This is a genomic window from Rhodococcus sp. MPR-R1B (assembly GCF_058793255.1).
In genome coordinates, this window is record NZ_JBXAFO010000029.1 from 44115 (window position 1) to 65797 (window position 21683).

Annotated in this window: 20 protein-coding genes; 14 read left to right on the plus strand and 6 right to left on the minus strand. The window is 62.3% G+C overall.

All coding sequences use genetic code 11. The features are described 5' to 3' along the window. The first annotated feature begins 50 nt into the window (after positions 1-50). Positions 51-1076, plus strand: a complete 1026-nt coding sequence (locus AC1Q61_RS27745; RefSeq protein WP_492651006.1) for a Gfo/Idh/MocA family oxidoreductase — start codon at positions 51-53, stop codon at positions 1074-1076. Then, positions 1073-1849: a TIM barrel protein gene (locus AC1Q61_RS27750; RefSeq protein ID WP_243617091.1), complete on the plus strand. Its 777-nt coding sequence runs from the start codon at positions 1073-1075 to the stop codon at positions 1847-1849. Before AC1Q61_RS27745 ends, AC1Q61_RS27750 begins: the two co-directional genes overlap by 4 nt. Here the strand turns inward: AC1Q61_RS27750 and AC1Q61_RS27755 are convergent. After that, positions 1846-2886, minus strand: coding sequence for a Gfo/Idh/MocA family protein (locus AC1Q61_RS27755; protein WP_492651005.1), 1041 nt, complete (start codon positions 2884-2886; stop codon positions 1846-1848). The genes AC1Q61_RS27750 and AC1Q61_RS27755 overlap by 4 nt on opposite strands. Positions 2887-2966: 80 nt before the next feature. On the opposite strand from AC1Q61_RS27755, the gene AC1Q61_RS27760 reads away from it, so the two are divergent. The 4 genes from AC1Q61_RS27760 to AC1Q61_RS27775 all read left to right on the plus strand — a co-directional run bounded on the left by AC1Q61_RS27760 (position 2967) and on the right by AC1Q61_RS27775 (position 6330). Next, the gene (locus AC1Q61_RS27760; RefSeq protein WP_492651004.1) at positions 2967-3962 is read left to right on the plus strand and encodes a Gfo/Idh/MocA family oxidoreductase; all 996 of its coding nucleotides are present in this window, start codon (positions 2967-2969) and stop codon (positions 3960-3962) included. 95 nt (positions 3963-4057) lie between these two features. Continuing rightward, positions 4058-5242 carry a phytanoyl-CoA dioxygenase family protein gene (locus tag AC1Q61_RS27765; protein ID WP_020907007.1) on the plus strand — a complete coding sequence of 395 codons (1185 nt, stop codon included), beginning with the start codon at positions 4058-4060 and terminating at the stop codon, positions 5240-5242. A gap of 61 nt (positions 5243-5303) precedes the next feature. After that, on the plus strand, positions 5304-5621 hold the full coding sequence (locus tag AC1Q61_RS27770) for a hypothetical protein (RefSeq protein WP_046379858.1): 318 nt from the start codon (positions 5304-5306) through the stop codon (positions 5619-5621). A gap of 229 nt (positions 5622-5850) precedes the next feature. Further along, complete coding sequence (locus tag AC1Q61_RS27775) at positions 5851-6330, plus strand: peptide deformylase (RefSeq protein WP_230091127.1); 480 nt, start codon at positions 5851-5853, stop codon at positions 6328-6330. 35 nt (positions 6331-6365) lie between these two features. Here AC1Q61_RS27775 and iri read toward each other — a convergent pair whose 3' ends face one another. The 4 genes from iri to AC1Q61_RS27795 form a co-directional block, all read right to left on the minus strand. After that, complete coding sequence (gene iri / locus AC1Q61_RS27780; RefSeq protein ID WP_492651003.1) at positions 6366-7793, minus strand: rifampin monooxygenase Iri; 1428 nt, start codon at positions 7791-7793, stop codon at positions 6366-6368. Positions 7794-7914: 121 nt separating this feature from the next. After that, positions 7915-9300, minus strand: coding sequence for an MFS transporter (locus tag AC1Q61_RS27785; RefSeq protein WP_492651002.1), 1386 nt, complete (start codon positions 9298-9300; stop codon positions 7915-7917). 30 nt (positions 9301-9330) lie between these two features. Next, positions 9331-10479 (minus strand): Gfo/Idh/MocA family protein, encoded by a 1149-nt coding sequence (locus AC1Q61_RS27790; RefSeq protein ID WP_046378299.1) that lies wholly within the window; start codon positions 10477-10479, stop codon positions 9331-9333. A 106-nt stretch (positions 10480-10585) separates the two neighbouring features. Next, positions 10586-11323: a GntR family transcriptional regulator gene (locus tag AC1Q61_RS27795; protein ID WP_003941006.1), complete on the minus strand. Its 738-nt coding sequence runs from the start codon at positions 11321-11323 to the stop codon at positions 10586-10588. Positions 11324-11522: 199 nt separating this feature from the next. On the opposite strand from AC1Q61_RS27795, the gene iolC reads away from it, so the two are divergent. From iolC to AC1Q61_RS27835, 8 genes are read left to right on the plus strand one after another with little or no spacing between them, the layout of a single operon-like run. Further along, complete coding sequence (iolC, locus tag AC1Q61_RS27800; RefSeq protein ID WP_175413811.1) at positions 11523-12527, plus strand: 5-dehydro-2-deoxygluconokinase; 1005 nt, start codon at positions 11523-11525, stop codon at positions 12525-12527. Next, complete coding sequence (locus tag AC1Q61_RS27805; RefSeq protein ID WP_020907000.1) at positions 12520-13419, plus strand: Cgl0159 family (beta/alpha)8-fold protein; 900 nt, start codon at positions 12520-12522, stop codon at positions 13417-13419. The genes iolC and AC1Q61_RS27805 overlap by 8 nt, the downstream gene beginning before the upstream one ends. Positions 13420-13440: 21 nt before the next feature. Continuing rightward, on the plus strand, positions 13441-14313 hold the full coding sequence (iolB, locus tag AC1Q61_RS27810) for a 5-deoxy-glucuronate isomerase (RefSeq protein WP_195791093.1): 873 nt from the start codon (positions 13441-13443) through the stop codon (positions 14311-14313). A 14-nt stretch (positions 14314-14327) separates the two neighbouring features. Beyond that, on the plus strand, positions 14328-16283 hold the full coding sequence (iolD, locus tag AC1Q61_RS27815) for a 3D-(3,5/4)-trihydroxycyclohexane-1,2-dione acylhydrolase (decyclizing) (protein ID WP_492651001.1): 1956 nt from the start codon (positions 14328-14330) through the stop codon (positions 16281-16283). A gap of 52 nt (positions 16284-16335) precedes the next feature. Further along, positions 16336-17241 carry a sugar phosphate isomerase/epimerase family protein gene (locus AC1Q61_RS27820; RefSeq protein WP_387404188.1) on the plus strand — a complete coding sequence of 302 codons (906 nt, stop codon included), beginning with the start codon at positions 16336-16338 and terminating at the stop codon, positions 17239-17241. Between the two features lie 26 nt (positions 17242-17267). Next, complete coding sequence (locus tag AC1Q61_RS27825; protein ID WP_019747669.1) at positions 17268-18308, plus strand: Gfo/Idh/MocA family protein; 1041 nt, start codon at positions 17268-17270, stop codon at positions 18306-18308. A gap of 2 nt (positions 18309-18310) precedes the next feature. Further along, on the plus strand, positions 18311-19195 hold the full coding sequence (locus AC1Q61_RS27830; RefSeq protein ID WP_070796145.1) for a sugar phosphate isomerase/epimerase family protein: 885 nt from the start codon (positions 18311-18313) through the stop codon (positions 19193-19195). A 24-nt stretch (positions 19196-19219) separates the two neighbouring features. Beyond that, the gene (locus AC1Q61_RS27835; protein ID WP_492651000.1) at positions 19220-20725 is read left to right on the plus strand and encodes a CoA-acylating methylmalonate-semialdehyde dehydrogenase; all 1506 of its coding nucleotides are present in this window, start codon (positions 19220-19222) and stop codon (positions 20723-20725) included. Between the two features lie 61 nt (positions 20726-20786). On the opposite strand, the gene AC1Q61_RS27840 is transcribed toward AC1Q61_RS27835, so the two are convergent. After that, positions 20787-21359 carry a dihydrofolate reductase family protein gene (locus AC1Q61_RS27840; RefSeq protein WP_492650999.1) on the minus strand — a complete coding sequence of 191 codons (573 nt, stop codon included), beginning with the start codon at positions 21357-21359 and terminating at the stop codon, positions 20787-20789. Positions 21360-21683 lie beyond the last annotated feature (324 nt).

Consider the following 21683-nt stretch of genomic DNA (forward strand, 5'->3'; position numbering starts at 1 on the left):
CATGGACTAGAACGATCTAGTTCCTCATTCTCACTCCGAACGGAGCCCCCATGTCTGCCTCTGTTGCAGTCGGTCTCATCGGCGCCGGATGGATCGGCCGCTTCCACGGCGAGTCCGTCGCGCTGCGTATCCCCGGCACCCGTCTCGTCGCCGTCGCCGATCCTGCGCCCGGCGCTGCGGCGTCGTTGATCGAACGTGTCAGTCCCGACGCCCGCGCGTACACCGACGCCCTTGAGCTGATTGCCGATCCGACCGTCGAAGCGGTGCTCATCAGTACGCCCGCATCAACTCACACCGATCTCGTGGTGGCCGCCGCGGAGGCCGGCAAACATGTCTTTTGCGAAAAGCCGATGGCCTTGACACTCGAGGACGCCGATCGCGCGATCGGCGCGTGTGCCGCGAACAACGTTGCGCTGCAAGTCGGTTTCAACCGGCGCTTCGCCGCCGACTTCACCGCGGCCCACGACGTGATCACCGCCGGCGGGATCGGAACCCCACAGCTACTTCGTTCTCTGACCCGCGACCCAGGAATCACCGCCGACGTCGCCTCCCGAGTCAAGCCGTGGACGATCTTCAACGAGACACTGATTCACGACTTCGACGCTCTGCTCTGGCTCAACCCCGGGGCACGCGTCGTCGAGGTGTTCGCGCAGGCCGATGCTCTCATCCATCCGCAGTACAAGGAGCAGGGGCACCTCGACACGTCGATGGTTCAGTTGCGCTTCGACAACGGCGCCCTCGCGTCGGCCGAGGCCAACTTCCAAGCCACCTACGGTTACGACGTTCGCGGCGAAGTTTTCGGTTCCGGTGGAATGGTGAGTGCAGGCGAGGTCACGCGGACCGCGATGCGTCATTACAGCTCACCGGGCGTTCTGGCCGACACACCTCGGGTGAACATCGAACTGTTTCACGACGCCTATGTCGCCCAACTGGCGCACTTCGCAGACTGCATCCGCTCCGGCAGCGCGCCGTCGGTCGACGGTCTCGATGCTCGCAACGCCCTGGAAATCGCACTGGCCGCAAAAGAATCCGTGGAAACCGGACTGCCCGTCTCGTTGCTGGCGGTGCCGCAGTGAGCCCCTTCGACTTGGCGGTCTCTGCCGAGATGACGTTCACCGAACTCCCTGTCGTCGAGCGTGTTCGGCGGATCTCGGAGGCGGGGTTCGCAGCCGAGATCTGGAGTTGGCAAGACAAAGACCTCGAAGCTCTGGTCGCCACCGGAGCTCGGTTCTCCTCGATGACCGGCTATCTCCACGGCGATTTGTTCGACGAAGCCGGCAGCGCCGAACTGGTACGCACAGCGGCGCTATGCCTCGCTCCGGCAGCGAAACTCGGCGTTCCCCGGCTGAACTTCCATACCGGCGAGCTGATCGACGGACAGGCTGCGCGCCCGCAGTATCGAACTACGGGAGCGATGTGGCTGACCGCCCAACGCGCTCTCGAGAAGATCGCGAGACTGGGCGAAGAAGCCGGAGTCGTCTTCTGCCTCGAGAATCTCAATACGATCGTCGATCACCCCGGCGTACCGATGGCCCGCGCCAAAGACACTCTGGCACTGGTGGAATCCGTCTCACACCCCAACTTCAAGATGATGCTCGACCTCTACCACGCACAGATCGGCGAAGGAAACCTCATCGAACTCGTGCGGCGTTGTGGTGACAACATCGGCGAGATTCAGGTGGCCGACGTACCCGGCCGATGCGAACCCGGAACCGGCGAGATCAACTACCCCGCCATCGCACGCGTGCTCGCCGACCAGGGTTACACCGGCACGATCGGTTTGGAGGGCTGGGCATCCGGAGACAGTGACACCGCACTCACTGCTTTCCGGAAGGCCTTCACGCTCTAGCCCTCACCCGGGAACGTGATCCCCACCTGACGGCGGATCTCGTCGAGGATGTCGAGCGTCGCAATGGCCGCGTCGAGCGGATGGACCGGCGACTCGATATCCCCGGCGGTGATCCGCCGCGCCGCCTCGGCCGCCTCGAACGCGAGACCTCCGACGTATCCGTCGACCGGATCGTCGTAGCGCGCAGATCTTCCGTCACCTAGCCGGACAGTGAAGGCCCCGGGCCGGTAGAACGTCGAGTCCAGAACGATCATCCCCTTGTCGCCGCAGATCGAGGCCGTGTTGGGCGTGTCAGCAAGGATCGTGGTGTTCAGACTGGCCTGAGCAATGCCTGCCCAGGACAGAACCGCTGAGATCTGGCCGTTCACCATGTCATTCGCCGGCTCGCCCAGGGCAGCAACCGCAGTAGGAACACCCAATACCCGATACGCGAGACTGACCGGATAGGTCCCGAGGTCGAGAAGTGGCCCACCCGCAAGCGCTGGATCGTAGATACGATGATCGGTCTCGAACCGTTCGCCGTGATCGGCCAGAACCGTACGTATGGTTCCCAGCAGCCCCGCCTCGAGGATCTGGTCGATCACGTCGAACTTGGGCAGAAACGACGTCCACATCGCCTCCATGCAAAACAGTCCGAGCGCAGTCGCCCGCTCCTGAATCGCCCGTCCCTGCGCTGCGTTCAAAGCCAGCGGCTTTTCGACCACGACATGCTTGCCGTGATCCAATGCCGCCATCGCGCAATCGAAATGAGCAGTGTGCGGTGTTGCGACATAGACGACGTCCACATCCTCGGAGGCAAGCAAAGCGTCGTAGCTACCGTGAGCGCGTCGGATCCCCCAATTGTCCGCGAAGGCCTGAGCGCGGGTGAGTCCGCGCGAAGCGACGGCCGTGACTTCCTGCGCTGTATTTCTCTGCAGTGACTCCACGAAGCGTTGTGCAATCCAGCCAGGCCCGAGGATCCCCCAGCGCAAAGTCGGAGCGTCGACCGGATCGGGGACCCGGGTGCGAGGGAGTTCCAGAACTGTAGAAGAAGTCATGCCTCGAACTGTAGAGTCGAATCTCGAAATATGTAAGGACATTAGGTTGTCCGTTTCAATCCTCTGGAAGTAGGAACCTCATGTCGATTCGTGTCGGTGTGATCGGAACCGGCGTCATGGGCGCCGACCACGTCCGCAATCTCCACTCCACGGTCTCCGGGGCAACGGTCTCTGTGGTTGCAGACCTCGATCAAGAGCGAGCAAAGTCCGTAGCGTCCGCAGTCGGCGCACGGTGGGTGACCGATCCGTTGAAACTGATCAACGACGCCGGTGTGGACGCCGTAGTCATCGCTTCCCATGATTCAACGCATGCCGACCTCACGCTTGCTGCTGTCGAAGCCGGAATACCGGTTCTGTGTGAAAAGCCCCTCGCAGTGACAGCAGAGGACTGCCGACGCGTCGCTGCGGCCGAGAACCCCGAAAGCCCCCTTGTGAGCGTCGGATTCATGCGCCGCTTCGATCCGGGATACGTGGCGCTGAAGGCCGAAACACATTCCGGCCGTATCGGTGACCCACTGATCGTGCACTGCTCGAGTCGCACTGTCAGCGCCTACCCGGGTGGCAGCTCGGAATCCACGGTGACCAACTCCGCGATTCACGAACTCGACATCGTGCCGTGGATCTTGAACTCCCCCGTCGTCGCAGCCAGCTGGCACTGCGGGCGCTCGAGTTCGCTGGTGACCGATCGCCAGGATCCGCAGATAATCATGCTGCGCACCGCCGACGGCGTTCTCACCACGGTCGAGGTCTTTCTCAACGCGCGGTACGGCTACGACACTCGGTGCGAGGTCGTGGGCGAAATCGGCGCCGCTCGTCTCGCCGAACCGGTGGTCATCCACACCGACGCGGATCGATCCCACTCGTACGGCTATGCGGCGGATTGGATTCCGCGTTTTGCCGAGTCGTATCGGCGCCAACTTCAAGAGTGGATCGACGCATTGAGCACCGGAAGACCCTCGACGTTGGCCACAGCCGCGGACGGCCTGCGGGCAAATCTCGTGGCAGCTGCCGTGATCAAGTCGATGCACTCCGCGGGGGCAACTGTCTCGGTCGAGCCCGTGGGGGAAAGTTTCTGATGTCTTTTTGATGGATTTCAGGGGTAGTTTCGATGGGTTCTCCTTGGCAGTCTTTGAGGTACAGCGCATCTTGAACACCGCAGGAAAGGCCCCGAATGACTCCATCACTGACCGACCACACCGTGCCGTCCGCAGGTAGGTTGCACCGAGAAGACTGCAACATCGACGACTTCGCCGCTTTGGTCGCGCACGACACCGCCCTTGCCGACTACCCGTACGCCCATTCAGTGGCCGACGGGGTTCTTCTGTACCGCTCCGAAGCATTGGTAGAGCAATCGTCGAATCCTGAAACCCGGGCCGAGATCCAAGACGAGATCGCCCGGGCGTTACTCACCGGCCCCGGTATCACAGTCTTTCAAGGCGCATTCGACGCGGAGATACTGGATCGCGCCAGCGCGGTCTTCCGTGAACTCATTGCGCGCCAACACGAATCCGGTGCAGCGTCCGGAGATCACTTCGCCAAACCTGGTGCCAATGACCGAATCTGGGGCGCACAACTGAAGTTGGCGCTCGAAGATCCCAAGGCTTACGTCGACTACTACGCAAACAGCATTGTCGCTTTGGCTTCGGAAGCGTGGCTCGGCCCCATGTATCAGGTGACGTCGGACGTCAACGTCGTCAATCCCGGTGGCGCCGCACAGAATCCACATCGCGACTACCACCTCGGTTTCATGTCGAGCGACGTAGCCGCGAAGTTTCGGGCGCATGTGCACCGCTTGACCCCTGCCCTCACCTTGCAAGGTGCAGTCGCCCACGTGGATATGCCGGCCGAGACGGGGCCGACGAAGTATCTGCCGTACTCGCAGCAATTCGAATCCGGATACCTCGCGTTCGAGCGTCCCGAGTTCAAGGAGTTCTTCGAAGCCAACTACGTCCAATTACCTTTGAAGAAGGGAGATGCCGTCTTCTTCAACCCAGCGCTGTTCCACGCGGCAGGCCACAACAAGTCCGCCGACGTCCTGCGTATGGCAAATCTTCTCCAGGTGTCGTCGGCCTTCGGTCGAGCCCTCGGAACCATCGACCGGGAGGCACTCGTCAACGCGATCTATCCGGCACTGCTCGCTCTCAGCGAGTCGGGGTCCGACGAGGCAGTTCGGTGCGCCGTCGCCGCCTCGGCCGAGGGCTACGCCTTCCCGACCAATCTGGACCGAGACCAACCGATCGACGGCCTCGCGCCTCAGACGCAGGCCGAACTCGTGACGGAGGCGGTTCGCGAGCGGATCTCACCTGGTCGACTGGCCGATCTACTGAAGGCACAGTCCGAGAGACGAATGAGCTGAGGGACGGCAGCACTGAAGAGACTTGTGCCGCTTAATGCCGATCGGTCGGTACGCTCGAAGCATGGGGTGGGACTTGTTAGTGCTGTTCGCCATGATCGGCCCGTTGGCGACATTCGGGTGGGCGGCTGTTCGGGCGAAGCGCCGCGGACTCGGTGGCTCGTTCGTGGGGCCGTTTCAGGAAATGTTCGATCCTGGTGCGGCGCGAGCACAGACGGTCATCGAACAGATCGCGGAACTGCCGGATCCTGCGGACTCCGGCGACCCGGACAACGATGACGATGTGCCGTACACAGTCACCTATGAGGGTGTTCGGCTCCACATCAATCCCGGTAGGGCTCGACAGCGTGGAGGCGAAGGGACCGTCAAGCACGCTGACTGAAAGTTGCACCAGATCCAATGTTCAGACAGCGGTCCGCGCGACGCGGGAGAGTAAACCGGCGCTGCACGGCGGTGAGGAACGTAGCGGTCGAACGCGAACACTCTCGTTGCGTTGGGCAGGAGCAGAGCGGAACATGAACCTCATGCCTGTCTCCGAACTTCTCCGCCTAGGTACCGCGCAACCGATCATTCGCTGGGGCACCCCTGTCCTTCATACGCCAGCTCGGCCAGTGACTGAATTCGGCAGCGATCTCCAAGATCTGCTGGCAGACATGTTCGCTACCAACACCGCCGCAAACGGCGCAGGACTCGCAGCTCAACAGATCGGCGTCGACCTCGCGGTGTTCATCTACGACTGCACCGACGAGGTAGGGACGCAACGCACCGGCGTCGTCTGCAATCCGGTCGTTGACCTTCCTGAAGGAGTCGACCGGCAGCTAGTCGACTACTGCGAAGGCTGTCTGTCCCTACCCGGCGCCTACACAGACCTCGCGCGACCCGACTTCTCGACCTGTCGCGGAAACGATCAATACGGCAACCCGATCGAAATCACTGCAGGTGGCACCCTCGGGCGCTGCTTCCAACACGAGACCGACCACATCAACGGCATTGTCTTCGGCGACCGACTTCCAACGCGCAAACGCAAACAGCTCTATCGCGACCACGACGAAGTATCGGATCAATACACAGCCCATTGGCCGGCGTGTTAAGCGACCAGTCGGCTTAGAGGTGGAACCAGATAGCCCTACGCCGTTGGCCGGCCGAACCACTTAAACAGCTGAGTATCCAACTCCGCCTGTGTATCCCCGACCCATGCCACATGACCGTCCGGCCGAAGCAGGAAAGCCGGAACTTCCAATTCAGTGCTTGTGTCAACGATGTGGTCGGCTCGATCGCTCCAACCATCGACGGACAGTTGGCCACCCTGGTCGAGAAGAAGTCCGCGGCCGGATCGCATCAGGTCGTACAGGTTGCCGCGGGTCAACGCGATGTTACGCAGCCTCCGACCGAGTAGGTCGTCGCCTTCGCCGAAATCGTAGCGAATCGAGATCGCAGTGATCTTCTCGGTCAAATAGCGCTTGACGTCTTCGAATTCCATCAGCTCGGAGATCAAGCGCCGCACCGCTTGTGGTCCGGCAGCGGTGGAGATCAACTCGGCCTGGGCGCGCGTGTTGTCCAGAACGTCGGCAGCCACCGGACGCCGTTCCGATTCGTACGTGTCGAGCAGGCCCTCCGGTGCCCAGCCGTTGATCTCGGCGGCGAGCTTCCAGCCGAGGTTGAAGGCGTCCTGCACACCGAGATTGAGACCTTGACCGCCCATCGGTGGGTGGATGTGTGCGGCGTCGCCGGCGAGAAACACCCGGTCGCGCCGGTAGTGCTCCGCCAGACGAGTGGCGTCGCCGAAGCGCGAGAGCCACCGCGGCGAGTGCACACCGAAGTCGGTACCGGCAATGGCCAGTAGCTGTTGTTTGATGTCGTCGAGGGTGGTCGGTGTTGCGCGACCGTCGGCAACTTCGGCTGCAGGGACCACGACACGAAAAGCACCATTGCCTGCGGGACCGACTCCGAATCGTTTGTGCGTTTCCCGGATTTCGGCGACAACGGCGGCCAGTTCATCAGCCGGCATGGTCACGTCCATTTCGCCGATCAACGTGTCGGCGCTCGACGGCTCGCCGGGAAACCCGACGTCGATCAGCTTCCGAACAGTGCTGCGGCCGCCGTCGCAGCCCACGAGGTAACGCGCGTGAAGTGTTGTGCCGTCGGATAATTCCGCTGTGACCTTGTCGGCGTCTTGACGGATCGCGACGACACGCTTCCCTCGCTGAATTTCCGCGCCGACTTCGGTGGCATGTTCGGCAAGAATCCTGTCGATCTCGGGCTGAGGTATTCCCAGTACGTACCCGTGCGCAGTATCGAGGTGCGCAGGTGCCGGCTTGCTGATCCCCGCGAAGAATCCACCGAGCGGATACTTGCGGCCGTGCGCGAGGAACTTGTCCAGCAACCCGCGCTGCTCCATGATTTCGATGCTGCGCACATGGATGCCGAGGGCACGGACGAACTGAGTCGGCTCCTCGTCCTTGTCCACGACGACGACATCGACGCCCTGTAGCCGGAGCTCACCTGCCAGCATCAATCCAGTTGGTCCAGCACCGACAATGATGACGTCACTCATGCGATCCCCTCCTTCGGGCAAGGCTTTTGCTTGCTCGCAGCAGACGAGTGTGCACCATCACCGGGGCCTTGCCGCAAGCCCCGGGTCCCGCGTTATGATGAAGGTGGCGGAAGACGCTTCATTATCGGCGCACCAACACCACAGCACCCGTATCGCGTGGGAGCCGCCAACTCTCGATCACCGTCGGCACCAGCATGGCCCCGAGAACACCCAGCGTCAGAGAAAACGGCACTCCGGCGCTCAGATCCTCCGACTCCGCCAACGGTGTGCAGAGCGTGATCACCAACGCGGACAGTGCAATACCTAGACCGGATGCCAACTCTTGCAGCGTTGCATGCAGAGTATTTGCATCGGTCAGCTCATCCGAGTCGACGTCGGCGAACGCCAAGCTGTTGTACGCGGTGAACCCGATGGATCGAAACGCGCCACTGACAAACAGTGCGACAGCGATAACGACGTCCGGTGTCGTCGACGAGATCAGTACCAGCGCACCGAAGCACACCACGGACAGAACTCCGTTTCCCACCAGAACTCGTCTGATCCCGAATCTGCGCATGAGCGGAGTGGTGAGCGGTTTGATCGCGATATTCCCCGCGAACAGAGCCATCACCAGCAGACCGGCCTTGAACGCCGACATTCCGAATCCCACTTGGAACAACAACGGCAGCACAAACGGCACGCCCATGATCACGAGCCGGTACAGCGAGCCGCTCGACGCGACGAGCCGAAACGATCGAAGTCGGAGGACGTGGAGCGCGATGAGCGGGTGATCCGACCGGATGAGGTGAATGACGGCCAAGCTCAACAAGATCAGAGCCGCAATGATCCCGAGGCCCACTCGTAGCCAGTCGGTTCCGGCACTGTGCACGCTGTCGAGCGCCACGACAAGCACTGCGACGCCTGCTCCGATCACCACCAATCCCAGCCAGTCGAGGCTCCGTTTCTGTGTTTGCCGAATGTCGGGCACCATGCGCAATGCCAGCAGAAACCCGACGATCCCGATCGGAACGTTGATCAGAAAGATCCAGCGCCACGAAGCGATCGACACGATGGCTCCACCCACAGCGGGCGCAAGAACCGGCGCTGTGAGCGCCGGCCACGTCAAGTAAGCGATAGCCCGTACGAGTTCCGCCTTCGACGTCACCCGCAATACTGCGAGCCGCCCTACCGGCACCATCATGGCGCCGCCTACCCCTTGTAGTGCGCGCATCCCCACCAGCATCGGGAGGGAGGTGCTCAGTGCACATCCCACCGACGCCGCCGTGAAAACGGCTATGGCAGAGATGAAGACACGTCGCGTTCCGAACCTGTCGGCCATCCATCCGCTCGCCGGGATCAGGACGGCCAACACCAGGAGGTACGAAGAAACGGCGACATTGACGTCGACGGCGTCAACTCCGAAGGATTGGGCGATCGACGGCAGTGCGGTTGCGAGAATCGTCGCATCGAGCATCTCCATGAACAGTGCTGCTGCCACCAGCAACGCCAGTCCGCGGGGAAATGTCACTGCGCCAGAGCCTTTCGGAGCAATTCTCGATCAGCCGAGAGAAATCCAGCCACCGGAGGAGACCGAGGCAACCATCGCGTCCAGAGCCTGCGCCGACGCGACAGCATCAGCGATGGTCGCGCCCTGCGGCGCTCCGTCCACGATCGAGGAGACGAAATTGCGAGCCTCGATGACCTTCAGGTCGTCATAACCCATGGCGTTGGCCGCGCCGGGTTGGAAGCGGCCGAACTCTCCCGACTCGGGGCCGACCAAAACCGTCGTGACGGATTGGTCCTGATACTTCGAGCCGAGGCTGGTGCCCAGTTCACCCATCCGGCGGTAATCCCAGAACACGGCACCCTTCGTACCGTGAATCTCGAATCCGTAGTTGTTCTGCTCTCCCACGGCGACTCGGCACGCTTCGAGGGTGCAGCGGCCGCCCGAGCCGAGCCGCAGCAGTGCGCTGACGAAGTCTTCGTTCTCGACAGCTCCCATCTCCCCGCCGCTGGCTCGGGCATGTCCACTGGTAGCGGCGGACGGACGCGCACGCTCCGGGATGAAGATCGCAGTATCAGCAACGAGAGCGTCGACGTCACCGAGAAGATGACGAATCAGATCGATGCCGTGCGAAGCCAAGTCGCCCAGGACGCCGGCGCCGCCGCGCTCACGCTCGTATCGCCAACTCAAAGCGCCTTCAGGGTGGGCCGCATAGTCGCTGAGGAAACGAAACCTCGAGTGCGTGATCGTGCCCAACTCCCCTGAGTCGATCAGGCTCTTTGCCAGGGCTACAGCCGGCGCGTTTCGGTAGTTGAAGCCGACGGTCGACTGCACACCGGCCTTCGAGACCGCTGCGGCAACAGCTTTGGCGTCTTCCGTGGACAAGCCGACGGGCTTCTCGATCCAGATGTGTTTGCCGGCTTCTGCCATTGCGACGCCGATTTCACGGTGCAAGAAGTTCGGGGCCGTGATGCTCACCGCGTCGATGGCCGGATCGGCTGCGATATCGCGCCAGTCCTGGGTGAAAGCTTCGAAACCGAATTGGTCCGCCGCTTCCTCCCCTCGGCCCGGCACCTCGTCGGCGACGGCGGCCAGGCGGATCACGGGAAGCTGGGGATAGTGCTGCCGCAGACGCAGATACGCCTGCGTGTGTACGCGGCCCATCCATCCGAATCCGGCAACTGCTACTGAAATGCCTGTCATGAGGCTCCGTTCGGGTCAAATGATCGAAGGATCGCAGAAATGCTGGGATCACAAATCACCCCCACTGACTCGGTCAGGCGGGTACTCGTGTCACCGGGATCGAGATCTAGCGGTCGACCACGGTGGTGTCGAAGTAGTAACGCGACGCTCGGTAGCAGTGGCTGCCGTACTCGACGGCACTACCTGAATCGTCAAATGCAGTGCGGCTCATGGTCAAGAGGGCAGCACCCACTTTCTCGTCGAGCAATCCTGCTTCTTCGCGAGTCGCCGCCCGAGCGCCGATTCGCTGCCGCGCCACACGGATGTGAACTCCGCGAGTTCGCAAGGTTTGGTACAGCCCTTGCGTCTCCAACTCCTCGGGATCGGGTGCGATGTCCACCGGAATGTAGTTGGTCATCACTGCCAGCGGTTCGCCGTTGGTGCTTCGCAGACGCCTGATGGTGGCCACTTCGGCGTCAGGTTCGAGGTTGAGTTCCGCGGCAACGTCCTCGGCGGGAACTCCCACCGTGAACTCGAGCAGCTTGGTCGTCGGCGCCTGGCCGGCCCTCGCAAGGTCGTCGAACAGGCTGGTGAGCTCGACCGGGCGGTGCACCGGACTTTGCACCACCTGAGTTCCGACTCCCCGCTTACGAACAAGTAGGCCCTTGTCCACCAGTTCCTGGATCGCACGTCGAGTGGTCGGACGTGAGAGATTGAGCCGTTTGGCCAACGCCAGTTCGTTCTCGAAGCGATCACCTGGGGCAAGTTCGCCACCGAGAATAGCGCCCTCGATTGCCTGGGCCAGCTGAAAATACAGCGGCACCGGGCTCGAGCGGTCCAACTCGACGGCGAGTGCTGCGACCACGGTCAACTCCGATCTGTCTTGGGAAGGCGCCGTATCGACGCTACTTCTCTCGGCAGTGTATGCGAACACTAACATTCACTTGACCGCAAGTCATAATGTCCAGACAAACTATTGACAATCGCTGTGTCGCGGCGCACAGTTTCAGTCATACAACGGTGCCCTGCGCGGGCAGCCCACCACGAACTCTCGGGAGTCAGTCTTGACAAGCATCAACACTCACCAGAGCGGGTCACACATCCCTGACGCACCATTCGACGTGCTTGCCATCGGCCGATCGGGGGTGGACATCTACCCACTTCAAACCGGTGTCGGACTCGAAGACGTCGAGACCTTCGGCAAGTTTCTCGGCGGCAGCGCAGCAAACGTCTCGGTGGCGGCTGCACGCCTCGGCCGGCGAGCAGCACTGATCTCCGGCGTAGGCAGCGATCCCTTCGGAAAGTTCGTCACACGCGAGTTGGCACGTCTGGGCGTCGACAACAGGTTTGTCGTCACCAATTCCGAGTACCCGACACCGGTGACGTTCTGCGAGATCTTCCCCCCTGACGACTTCCCGCTGTACTTCTACCGCAAGCCGCATGCGCCCGATCTTCGGATCACCCCGGAAGATATCGACCTCGACGCCGTTCGAGGAGCATCCCTCTACTGGTCGACTGTGACGGGACTGTCCGAAGAACCGAGTCGCAGTACACACTTCGCTGCTTGGGAAGCCCGCGAACGACGCCCGCTGACGGTCCTCGATCTGGACTACCGCCCGATGTTCTGGTCGACACCCCAAGAAGCGACCACTCAGGTGCAGCGCGCTCTCGCGCACGTGACGGTAGCCGTCGGAAACCGCGAAGAGTGCGAGATCGCGGTCGGTGAGACCAACCCGAACAAGGCCGCTGACGCGCTTCTCGACCTCGGAGTCGAACTGGCGATCGTGAAGCAGGGCCCGAAGGGTGTCCTCGGCAAAACACGAAAGCAATCGATCACCGTGCCGCCCAATGCCGTCGACGTGGTCAACGGGCTGGGCGCTGGCGACAGCTTCGGCGGATCACTGTGCCACGGACTGTTGGCCGGGTGGCCACTGGAGAAGGTACTGCGCTATGCCAACGCGGCCGGTGCGATAGTCGCATCTCGGCTCGAATGCTCCACTGCGATGCCAACCGCTGAAGAAGTCCACGATCTCGCCGAAGCCACAGCCACGGAGGCAGTCAATGTCTGACAAGCTCGCCGCCCGCCCCCTCGCCACCACCTACGCCGACGTGACGGAACTGCGTGCGAGCGATCCGCAGATCATCGAAAAGGCCTGGGCAGCACGAACTCCTCGTGCCACCGTTCGAGGCAACGGACGACTGATGATCGTCGCTGCCGATCATCCAGCGCGTGGGGCATTGTCTGTCGGCGGCAAGCCGACAGCGATGAACAGTCGTACCGATCTGCTCGACAGATTACGCACGGCGCTCGACAATCCCGGAGTCGACGGCGTTCTCGGTACCGCGGACATTCTCGACGATCTGCTCCTCCTCGGGGCCCTCGAGGACAAGGTCGTCTTCTCGTCGATGAACCGCGGCGGCCTGGCGGGCGCGAGCTTCGAACTCGACGACCGCATGACCGGATATACCGCGGCGGGCACCGCGAAGTTCGGAATGAACGGCGGAAAGATGCTGCTGCGCATCGCCCTCGACGACGCGGGCACCCTGCCCACCATGACGGCATGTGCCGAGGCCGTTGACGAACTGGCCGCGGCCGGACTGATCGCGATGCTCGAGCCGTTCCTCTCCAGTCGCGTCAACGGCAAGGTGGTCAACGATCTCAGCCCCGACGCCGTCATCAAGTCCATCCACATCTCCCAAGGTCTCGGCTCCACCTCGGCGTACACGTGGATGAAACTGCCGGTCGTCGACGAGATGGAACGCGTCATGGATGCGACCACCCTCCCGACGCTGCTCCTGGGCGGCGATCCGCAGATCGCGCCGGAAGAAACGTACGCGAAGTGGGGCGCTGCCCTTCAGTTGCCGTCCGTGCGCGGACTGATCGTCGGGCGCGCGCTGCTCTACCCACCGGACGGCGACGTGACCGCGGCCGTCGACACCGCAGTCAAGCTCGTCCACTAGAACCGACCTGGCAGGAGCAAGATGTTCAGCAAGTATTACGTCCCCGCCGGATCGTCCGCCGACGGTGATTTCACGACAGTGGTCACGCCGGAGTCCGCCGGGTGGGCCGAATCCAGCTTGTGGACACTCGAACTCGCCCCCGGCGCGAGCGTCCACCTGCAGTCCGGCGAGAACGAGATAGTCGTCGTTCCACTGTCGGGTTCGGCCGTGATCGTTGCCGAGGGGACGGAGATCGCCCTGACCGGTCGCGCGTCGGTCTTCGACGGACCGAGCGACTTCGCCTACATAGGACGCGATTCCGACTACACAGTGGCCAGCGCAGGTGGAGGCCGCTTCGCCCTGTGCGGAGCGCGCGCCGGCGCAAAGCTCCCCCATCGCTACGGTCCCGCATCAGGAGTTGCCGTCGAACTCCGCGGTGCCGGTAACTGCAGCCGACAGGTTCACAACTTCGCCACCGCAGACACTTTCGAGGCAGACTCCATCATCGCGTGTGAGGTCATCACCCCCGGCGGGAACTGGTCGTCGTATCCCAGCCACAAGCACGACGAGAACAGCGACGTCGAATCGGCCCTGGAAGAGATCTACTACTTCGAGATCGACCGCAGCCCCACCGGGACCGAAGGGTTCGGCTACCACCGCGTGTACGGAACCGCCGAGAGACCTATCGAGGTGCTCGAGGAAGTCCGCTCGGGCGACGTCGTCCTCGTGCCGCACGGCTATCACGGCCCGTCCATCGCAGCGCCGGGCCACCACATGTACTACCTCAACGTCATGGCAGGTTCGGGCGAGATCCGGGCGTGGAACATCTGTGACGATCCGCAACACACCTGGCTGCGTGGAAGCTGGGATCACCAGGACATCGACCCTCGACTGCCGTTGCAGTCCCACAACTGACGGAAGTGAAAGCTGTGGCACCCACCAACAACGCAACCGGCAATCGTCTACCTCGCGACGAGCCGACCGTATACCTCACCGTTTCTCAAGCTGTCGTCCGCTTCCTCGCCAACCAGTACACCGAACGCGACGGCCAGCGCACCAAGCTGTTTGCCGGCTGCTTCGGAATCTTCGGGCACGGCAACGTCGCCGGACTGGGGCAGGCACTCTTGCAGGCCGAGATCCAGGATCTCGACGCCGGCCGTGAGCCGACACTCCCCTACGTGCTCGGCCGCAATGAACAGGCGATGGTGCACTCGGCTGTCGCGCACGCCCGCATGAAGGACCGCCTGCAGACGTGGGCAGTCTCGTCCAGCGTCGGCCCCGGCGCCACCAATATGATCACCGGCGCGGCACTGGCCACCATCAACCGTCTACCTGTATTACTCCTTCCCGCAGACACTTTCGCGACCCGCGCCAGTGCCCCCGTCTTACAGGAACTCGAACTCCCGTCGAGCGGCGACGTCACAGTCAACGACGCTTTCAAACCGGTCTCACGATACTTCGATCGGGTATGGCGCCCGGAGCAGTTGCCGAGCGCTCTGCTCGCCGGGATGCGCGTTCTCACTGATCCCGTCGAGACCGGCGCAGTCACCATCGCCATCCCGCAGGACGTGCAGGCCGAGGCATTCGACTGGCCCGAGTCCTTCTTCGCCGAACGGGTGTGGCACGTGGCCCGCCCGCTCCCCGAGCAATCGGTGATCGAACGCGCCGCCGCAATCATCCGCTCGGCTCGCAAGCCACTGATCGTCGCCGGCGGCGGCGTGATCTACAGCCAGGCCACCGACTCTCTGGCAGCGTTCTGCGCGCAGACCGGAATCCCCGTGGGGCAGAGCCAGGCCGGCAAGGGTTCATTGGTCTACGACCATCCACAATCCGTCGGGGCGGTGGGGTCCACCGGCACTACGGCCGCAAACGCACTGGCCACCGAGGCGGACGTCGTCATCGGAATCGGCACGCGGTACAGCGATTTCACGAGCGCGTCCCGCACCGCATTCACCAATCCCGACGTTCGCTTCGTCAACATCAACGTCGCTTCACTGGACTCCGTGAAGCAGGGCGGAGTCAGTGTTGTCGCCGACGCACGTGAGGCACTCGACGCGCTGGCACTTGCACTGAACGACTACCGGGTGGACGACGAATACGCGTCCAGGATCGGTGCACTCGCTCGCGATTGGGATGCGATCGTCGAATCCGTCTACAACCCAGCCGAACCCGCTGCCGACGGGGCACTGAATCAGAATCAGGTGATCGGCCTGGTCAACACTCTGTCCGATCCACGTGACGTCGTCGTGTGCGCTGCCGGGTCCATGCCGGGTGACCTCCACAAGCTGTGGCGAACCCGTGATCCCAAGGGGTATCACGTCGAATACGGGTACTCGTGCATGGGATACGAAGTTGCCGGCGGTCTAGGCGTCCGCATGGCGTGCCCCGATCGCGACGTGTTCGTGATGGTCGGCGACGGTTCCTATCTGATGATGGCCACCGAATTGGTCACCGCCGTACAGGAACGCCTCAAGGTCATCGTCGTCCTGGTGCAGAATCACGGATTTGCCTCCATCGGTTCGCTGTCCGAGTCGCTGGGTTCCCAGCGCTTCGGCACGCAGTACCGCTACCGCTCGAATGACGGACGTCTCGACGGAGGTGTTCTCCCGGTCGATCTGGCCGCGAACGCCGCCAGCCTCGGTGTCGACGTCATCCGCGCCAACACCGCCGCCGAGTTCGCCGACGCGATCAAAGTCGCCAAAGCAAGCGACACCAGCACGGTCATCCACGTCGAAACCGATCCGCTGATCGGCGCCCCGGACAGCGAATCATGGTGGGACGTACCGGTATCAGCTACTTCCGAACTGGAATCGACCAAGAACGCCCGGACAACCTACGAGTCCTGGAAGAAGATCCAGCGACCGTATCTACGTCCATCCGAATGAAAACTCCGCACAGCCACACCCCAAAAAGCTTGCCCGCGAAAGGAATCTAGACATGAGCGCGATTCGCGTCGGATCAGCCCCCGACTCCTGGGGTGTGTGGTTTCCGGACGACCCTCAGCAGACCCCGTACACGCGATTCCTCGACGAGGTGTCCGCGTCGGGATACGAATGGATCGAACTCGGTCCGTTCGGATACCTTCCGACCGATCCAGCCAAGCTGACTGACGAACTCGGAGCACGCGGCCTCAAGCTTTCGGCCGGTACCGTTTTCGAACACCTGCACCAGGACGATTCCTGGGATGCCGTCTGGAATCAGATCAAGGACGTCGCCAAGTTGACCGCAGCCGTCGGTGGCAAGCACGTAGTCGTCATCCCCGAGATGTGGCGCGATCCTTCCACCGGAGAAGTACTCGAAGATCGAAATCTGACTCCCGAGCAGTGGCGCAAGAAAACCGACGGCATGAACGCTCTCGGCAAGGCGATGCTCGAGGAGTACGGCGTCATGGCGCAGTACCACCCTCATGCCGACAGCCATGTCGACATCGAGGACAACGTCTACAAGTTCCTCGAAGGTACAGACGAGCGTTTCGTGAACCTGTGCCTCGATACCGGCCACATCAGCTACTGCGGCGGCGACAACCTGGCCATCATCAACAAGCATCCGGAGCGCATCGGGTACCTGCACCTCAAGCAGGTGGATCCGGCGATCGTCGCCAAGGTGGAGGCGGAGGACCTGCCGTTCGGCGAAGCGGTCAAACTCGGCGCGATGATCGAACCACCGCGCGGAATCCCGGACATGCCACCGCTTCTGGAGGCCATCGAGAACCTCGGCATCGACGTGTTCGCGATCGTCGAGCAGGACATGTATCCCTGCCATCCCGACACACCGCTGCCCATCGCACAGCGCACTCAGAAATACCTGTCCACCTGTGGCGTTCCCGCCGTCCGTTTCAGCTGAGCAACACAATCGAGGAGTACCACCGCATGTCTGACAACCAGGATCTCCGGATCGCAGTGCTCGGCGTCGGCATCATGGGGGCCGATCACGTCGACCGCATCACCAACAAAATCGGCGGTGCCCGAGTCACTGTCGTCAACGACTACTCTCTTGCCCGCGCCGAGGAAATCGCAGCATTGACGCCGGGGTCACGCGTCGTCGTCGATCCGTTCGATGCCATCGCAGCCGAGGACGTCGACGCCGTTGTGCTCGCAACCCCGGGCCCGACCCATGAGAAGCAGGTACTTGCCTGCCTCGAAGCAGGCAAGCCGGTTCTCTGCGAGAAGCCGCTGACCACCGACGCGGACAGTTCGCTGGCGATCGTCAAAGCCGAAGCAGCGCTGGGAAAGAAACTGATCCAGGTCGGTTTCATGCGCCGGTTCGACCACGAATACACCCAGCTCAAGGATTTGATCGACAGCGGCGATCTCGGTCGCCCTCTCGTTGTGCACTGCGCGCACCGCAATCCTGCGGTTCCGAACGGCTTCGACAGCGCGATGATCGTCAAGGACTCGCTCGTCCACGAGGTCGACGTGACGCGATTCCTGCTCGACGAAGAGATCACCTCGGTGCAGATAATTCGGCCGTCTGCGAATTCGCTTGCTCCCGAGGGCATTCAAGACCCACAGATCGCGATATTCGAGACCGAGTCCGGTAGACACGTCGACGCCGAGGTGTTTGTCACCACCGGAGTTGCCTACGAGGTGCGCACCGAAGTTGTCGGCGAACTCGGAAGCGCGATGATCGGACTCGACGTGGGACTGATCCGAAAGACCAAGCCCGGAAACTGGGGTGGGCAGATCACCCCAGGATTCCGCGAACGCTTCGGGCAGGCATACGACACCGAGTTCGCCCGGTGGATCAAGGCAGTGAAGACGGGCGCCGGCACCGGCAACTACATCGACGGACCAGGTGCCTGGGACGGGTACGCCGCGGCCGCTGTCTGCGCCGCTGGCGTGAAGTCTCTGGAGACGGGTCAACGCGTCGTCGTGGACATGGTTGCGCGCGACTCTGTGGCCGGAGCGTAGCGATGAAGGTCGCTCTCGATCCCACACCGTTCCATCACGATTACTCGCTGCTGGAGCTTCCCCGAGTTGTTGCCGATCTCGGGTACGAGTACCTGCAGCTCACACCGCACGTCGACATGATCCCGTTCTTCAATCACCCGAAAGCCGACGACGCGCTCGTCACCGAGTTCCGGAAGGCCTGCGCGAGTGCGGGAGTCGGCATCGCGTCGGTGCTCCCGGTCCTTCGGTGGTCCGGCCCGGACGAGGACGCTCGCGAAGCAGCAGTGCGTTACTGGAAGCGGGCCATCCAGATCACGGTCGATCTCGGTGTCAACGTCATGAACACCGAATTCTCCGGCCGCCCCGAGAAAGCCGAAGAGTCCGAGCGTGCGTTCTATCGTTCGATGGAGGAACTGCTTCCGATCATCGAACGCGAGGGGATCGACGTCCTGATCGACCCGCACCCGGACGATTTTGTCGAAGACGGACTTGCCGCGATCCGCACGATCCGTGGCGTGAACTCCAAGAACCTCGGCATGGTGATCGTGGCGTGCCACCAATTCCACATGGGTGGGGACCTTCCCGCCATCATGGAGGCCGCCGGCGACATGGTCCGTCTCGTACATGTGGCAGACACCATGGATCATCACCGTTCCCACGGACTTCGCTACATCACCAATCCGCCAGGCAATGCCGTTCGAGTGCATCAACACCTCAAAATCGGGGACGGAGACGTCAACTGGGACGAATTCTTCGGCGGCCTCGGCAAACTCGGCTTCTACGATCGTGACAACACCGTGATGGTGTCGAGCGTCTTCGCCGAGAACGAAAACGCACACGAGGTTTCCCGGTACCAGCGCGAGACGATGAACGACTATGTCGCCAAGTACACCTCCCCGAACTCCTGAGCCACCAGACCACTAGGAAATACCATGACCAGCACTGATACTCGTGTCATCGCACACTGGTTGGACGGCAAGTCGTTCGCCGGAACATCCGAGAACACCGCCCCCGTCACCAACCCCGCCACCGGACAGATCACCGGCCGACTCGCCCTGGCGAACCTCGAGGACGCTCGCACCGTCATCGACGCTGCTGCGGCGGCCTTCCCTGCCTGGCGTGACACCTCCCTGGCCCGTCGCACACAGATACTGTTCAGCTTCCGCGAACTCCTCAACGCTCGCAAAGGTGAACTCGCCGAGATCATCACAGCCGAGCACGGCAAGGTTCTCTCCGACGCCCTCGGCGAAATCAGCCGCGGACAAGAAGTAGTCGAATTCGCCTGCGGAATACCGCATCTCCTCAAGGGCGGATACACCGAGAATGCATCGACCAAGGTCGACGTCTACTCCATCCGCCAACCCCTCGGCCCCGTAGGCATCATCTCCCCCTTCAATTTTCCCGCGATGGTCCCGATGTGGTTCTTCCCGCTTGCCATCGCCGCCGGGAACACCGTGATTCTCAAACCCTCGGAGAAGGACCCCACCGCGGCGATCTGGCTCGCCGAACTCTGGGCCGAAGCCGGTCTGCCCCCCGGCGTCTTCAACGTCCTCCAAGGTGACAAGCTCGCCGTCGACGAACTTCTGGAAAACAAAGCAGTCAAAGCGATTTCGTTTGTCGGATCCACCCCCATCGCCCAGTACGTCTATGCCACCGGCACAGCCAACGGCAAACGCGTGCAAGCACTCGGCGGCGCCAAGAACCACGCCATCGTTCTGCCGGACGCCGACCTCGACCTCGCCGCCGACGCAATGGTCAACGCGGGATTCGGCTCCGCGGGCGAACGATGCATGGCGATCTCCGCCCTGGTCGCAGTCGGCGACATCGCCGACGAACTGGTCGCCAAGATCGTCGAGCGCACCACTCCCCTCGTCACCGGTGACGGCACCAAGAACTCCGACATGGGTCCGCTCGTCACCAAGGCCCACCGCGACAAGGTCGCCTCATACGTCGATGCAGGCGAGAAGGACGGCGCCACCATCGTGGTCGACGGACGTACAGTCCAGGCCGATGGTGGACCGGACGGCTTCTGGCTTGGACCCACCCTCATCGACCACGTCACCACCGACATGTCGATCTACACCGACGAAATCTTCGGGCCTGTTCTCTCCGTCGTGCGCGTCGATACCTACGACCAAGCCCTCGAACTGATCAACAACAACCCGTACGGAAACGGCACCGCCATCTTCACCAACGACGGCGGCGCTGCCCGACGCTTCCAGAACGAGGTGGAGGTCGGCATGATCGGCATCAACGTCCCCATCCCAGTTCCCATGGCCTACTACAGCTTCGGCGGCTGGAAGAACAGCCTCTTCGGTGACACCCACGCTCACGGGACAGAAGGTGTTCATTTCTTCACGCGAGGTAAAGCCGTCACCAGTCGCTGGCTCGACCCCAGCCACGGCGGCATCAACCTCGGCTTCCCCGAAAACAGTTAGCCGCAAGACATCTGTGGCCGAGACTCTCGAAGAGGCTCGGCCACAGATGTTTTCGAGAGGTCTACGCGACCGTGGGGTGGTACGTCAGCACCTGAACTCCGGATTCGTACCGACGATCGTCCTTCAACTCGAGGTCGATCTTGTCGGCCGATTCGGGGAACACTCTCCCGCCGGACCCGAGAATGACCGGGAAGACCATCAGCCGTAGCTCGTCGACCAGACCGGCCAGCAACAACGCGTGGACGAGCGTCCGACTTCCCGCGACCAGGATTTCGCCGTCGATCTGCTCCTTCAACTTCGGAACGGATTCCTCGATGGGACCGTCGAGCGCCGTCGAGTTGTTCCATTCGAGCGGCTTCGTCGAACTCGTGACGACGTACTTGGGCATCTCGTTCATCTTGTCCGCAAAGCCTTGGTCGTCTTCGCGCTCAGGCCAGGCACCGGCGAAGCTCTCGTAGGTCCGTCGACCGAGTAGAAGCACGTCCGCGGCGAGGGTTTCGTCGAGTTTGAACTTCATCTGATCGCCCTCCTGGTACGGAAAGACCCATCCAGTGTGCGCATAGCCCGGTTCGCCACCGGGCGCTTCCATGACCATGTCCAAAGACACGAATTCTGTCACCACGATCTTGCCCATACCGATCCCCTGTCGTCAGTGCGTGTGCGCCATTCGAGTAGTCGACTACCCCACTGTTACAGACTCTGCGTGGTGGTGGAACTCATCGGCGGCGATCGTCCACTATGACCGATGTACAAACCGAATCGCCTGTTTTCGATCCCTCTGCTTGCGTGGCGATTCGGACGTTCCCTCACGTTCGCATACCCTCGTATATCGATGATGTGGCGTCGAAAGTGTGCAGTGGCAGTGGCCGGAACAGTGCTCTCAGGGAGCATTGCGTTTACCGGTGTCGTAGGGACCTCGGGAGTGGCCGGCGCCCAACCGGCCCCGCCGCCGCCCACC